3 protein-coding genes are annotated in these 3,158 nt (G+C 31.2%); 2 read left to right on the top strand and 1 reads right to left on the bottom strand.

Annotated elements, in window-relative coordinates:
• Positions 1-396: 396 nt before the first annotated feature.
• Together N456_RS08865 and N456_RS08860 are read left to right on the top strand one after the other, a co-directional pair.
• The gene (locus tag N456_RS08865; RefSeq protein ID WP_062056044.1) at positions 397-2,466 is read left to right on the top strand and encodes a hypothetical protein; all 2,070 of its coding nucleotides are present in this window, start codon (positions 397-399) and stop codon (positions 2,464-2,466) included.
• Between the two features lie 5 nt (positions 2,467-2,471).
• Entirely contained in the window at positions 2,472-2,855 is a 384-nt protein-coding gene (locus tag N456_RS08860) for a hypothetical protein (RefSeq protein ID WP_062056042.1), read from the top strand.
• A 98-nt stretch (positions 2,856-2,953) separates the two neighbouring features.
• Here N456_RS08860 and N456_RS08855 read toward each other — a convergent pair.
• Positions 2,954-3,158, bottom strand: a 205-nt coding sequence (locus N456_RS08855; protein WP_062056040.1) for a DUF4248 domain-containing protein, incomplete at its 5' end; no start/stop codon positions are given.

Here is a 3,158-nt window from a genome sequence, read left to right as displayed (position 1 = left end):
GGCCTAATGCAAAACCTCCTACTCCAGAGAATAAATCCAGTAAAACGATTTCTTGAGATTCCATTTATAAATGCTTTTGTTATTCTGAATTTGTTTGCCAATTCCTTAAAACTGTTCTTTTTTGAACTTATTTTTTAGTACTGTTTATTTTGGTAATGATAGGAAAGTGATACGTATTGGTTTCGGTTTGAGATCTCTTAATTCTTGATTATGAAATTTAAAATGCTAAATCATTGTATACTAAACATCTAAAATAGGATTGTGCATTTCATATAGCAGAAAAAATAAAAATTAGCAAAAAACACGAATAATGAGGTAACATTTCGTTTTGTTATAACATTTACTGATAACTATAAATTAAAAATTTTAACAATAACTTATTTACAATTAAATTTTATGAACAACACTTTTAAATCAGTATGGTCATTTTTACTACTACTTACTTTTATTCTTTTTATAGGATGTACTAAGGATGATAATACTTTAGAAAAACCTTCTTCAGACTCTAATATTAAAGAAAATATAGAACAAATTTCACTAGAAGAATTACCAGATGAATTCACTTCAAAAATTCTGTCTTTTCTTAAAACCAAAACTACTCAACAACTATCTGGTGCCAAATCACTACAGACCTATCTATCTCCAGAAGCAACAAAACATACTTCAAGTAATGGGATTATAACCTATAGTATACCTATTAAAAATGAAGCCAACGCTAAAAGTCTTTTTGTAAACACTTCAAAAACAGGAGGTAATAATTGTAACAATTCTAGTCATGATGTTTTGGTGGCCAATACAGATCCTTCAGGCTCATTTAGTGACCTTACTCATGCAACTTTTACTCCAGCTTATGTTGGAGCTACTCCAGGTATTAGTGTTTCCAATAACCCTAATACAGCTATTAACAATACTCTTTACACTACTTTAACCAATCTAAATACAAATACAACTACCACTGTTAGCACCCCTATTAATAATAATAACAGTAATAATAGTGGTACTCTAGGAAATACTATAGGAAGAAATCGAAATGGTGTTTTTGGAGGTATCTGGTCTGGAATTAAATCTGTAACAAATGGGGTAGGTCGCCTTATAGGAAGACTTTTTAATGGACGAAAATGTAAATGCTCTAAGTCCTCTAAATCTGGAGGGAGTAATTCTAATGCGCGTCAAGAATCATGCTGTAGTGCTGGTAGTAGTAAATCAAACAATAATGATTCAACATTAACAGGATCAGATAATCTGGCTTATGAGTTTGATTTTAATATTCCTCTTCCTGATTCATTATTTGAAGAACATACTACTTCGAAAAGTGGAGATGAAACACCTGATTGCAACTGTGCTCTTAATGATATTGACTTATATAGTTCTAGTACAGACACACAAATTAAAAAAGATGCTTTTGATTGTGCCTGTAAATCTGATTCGACCTTTAAAATGGCTCCTTTTCTTGATCTTGGTTTTGTAGAAACAGCATGGTTAGCTGAAGAAGCACAAACTGAGGTACGAAAAATGTTATGTAAGCTTGTTAAAGAAGATGGGTATAGTTCAGAAGCGAAAAAAGCTTCACAGGCTACTATCAAAGTTCTAATGGCAAATAAGTTATCTGGGGTATATGATCAAAATTATTATACTTTAATAAACCCTTATTTTGATGCAGATACTATAGACCCTTCTTTTTCAATTAGATTTTCAATAGAATGTGCAATACTCAAAGTACAACATCCTGATTGGTCCAACACACGTGTATTTTGGGAAGCTTCTAAGGAGATGATTCATTTAGGATTAGATGTTTTGGGACTCATTCCTGTTGCCGGAGAAGCTGCGGATTTAGTAAATGGAGGAATTTATCTTGTTGAAGGAGATAATGTTAATGCCTCATTAAGTTTTGCTGGAACAATACCGTTTGCAGGATGGGCAGCTACTGGATCAAAACTTGCTGTGAAAGTAGTGACTACTGCGGGAGGAGAAAAAGTAATAAAGGTTATTGCTAAAGGTGCTGATGAAGTGGCAGAACTAGCCACCAAACTCTCTCATTTTACCAAACAGATTGATAATGCCATCAATTCCATTAAAAATGGAGCCAAATATGTATTGGAAGGTACAGGAACCTATAGACAAGTAGCAGGACATCATCCATTAGCAAAAAAAGCTTTTGAAGGAATAGATACTTATAGTTTTAGAGATGCGTTTAGTGTGTCTAATAATAAATTAAGAGATTATGATGTTGCTCATTCTACCATAACAGGAAAACAAAACTCGTTATATTCTAATTGGAAACGAACTAACCCTAATAAGGAAATGACTATTAATGATATGTCAAAGATTGAATTAGAGGCAATGGTACAATCAGGAGTTCCTGAAGATGTGGCAAAAGGATGGGTCATAAAAGCTTTAGAAGATTTAAAAAATCAAGGAGTATCTGAAATAAAAAACATACCTTGGAATGGTGTTAATCCAAATTAATTAAAATGAGATCAAATCAAGAAATTTTAGATCATCTTGGAATGATTATTACTGAAGGTATTGTTGATAATAGTTATGAAACTATTGATAAAATATTATTTAAAGGAAGTCCAAATCCGTTAAAACAAAAATATTTCACAGCTTTCAATCAATTAGAAGAAAAAAATAAGAATTTAGTTAAACAATTTATTCTAAAAAACAATCATAATATAATTTTTGAGTTTTTAAAAATTTTCGAAGAACATGAAGAGTTTAAACTTATCTATAAAGAAAATGGTAAACAAGTCAACTTGATAGAAATTAGTGAAATGCTTAAAGCAGAACCTATCATAGAAAATGGTTGGATTGCTAGATTTAGTAAGTATGTAAAAGATGATGAAATCATTTGATTGTTATTTGTAAAAAGTAAAACCCAGATTGTGATAATCTGGGTTTTTATTTTTAAAATCAGAGGAAAGTATATTTAGTTGCAATAGTTAAGGCTTAATCAAGGTTCTCCCAACCGTTCAAACAAAAAACGGACTATTTCAGGGCGTAGTAGTTTGGTATGTTTTTTATAGCCAAATTTCTTTAATTCGTCTAGATAGGTATGGATCCATGTAGAAAATGTTTTAGTACACACATCATACAAGCTTGCTAGCTCATGTTTGTAATATGCTTTAAGTTGTACTTGTTGCTCTCCTTCAAAATAT

It is taken from the genome of Aquimarina longa SW024 (genome assembly GCF_001401755.1).
GTDB lineage: Bacteria > Bacteroidota > Bacteroidia > Flavobacteriales > Flavobacteriaceae > Aquimarina > Aquimarina longa.
Note: the sequence above shows the minus strand (reverse complement) of the source record. Positions and strands in the feature narration are given on the sequence as shown.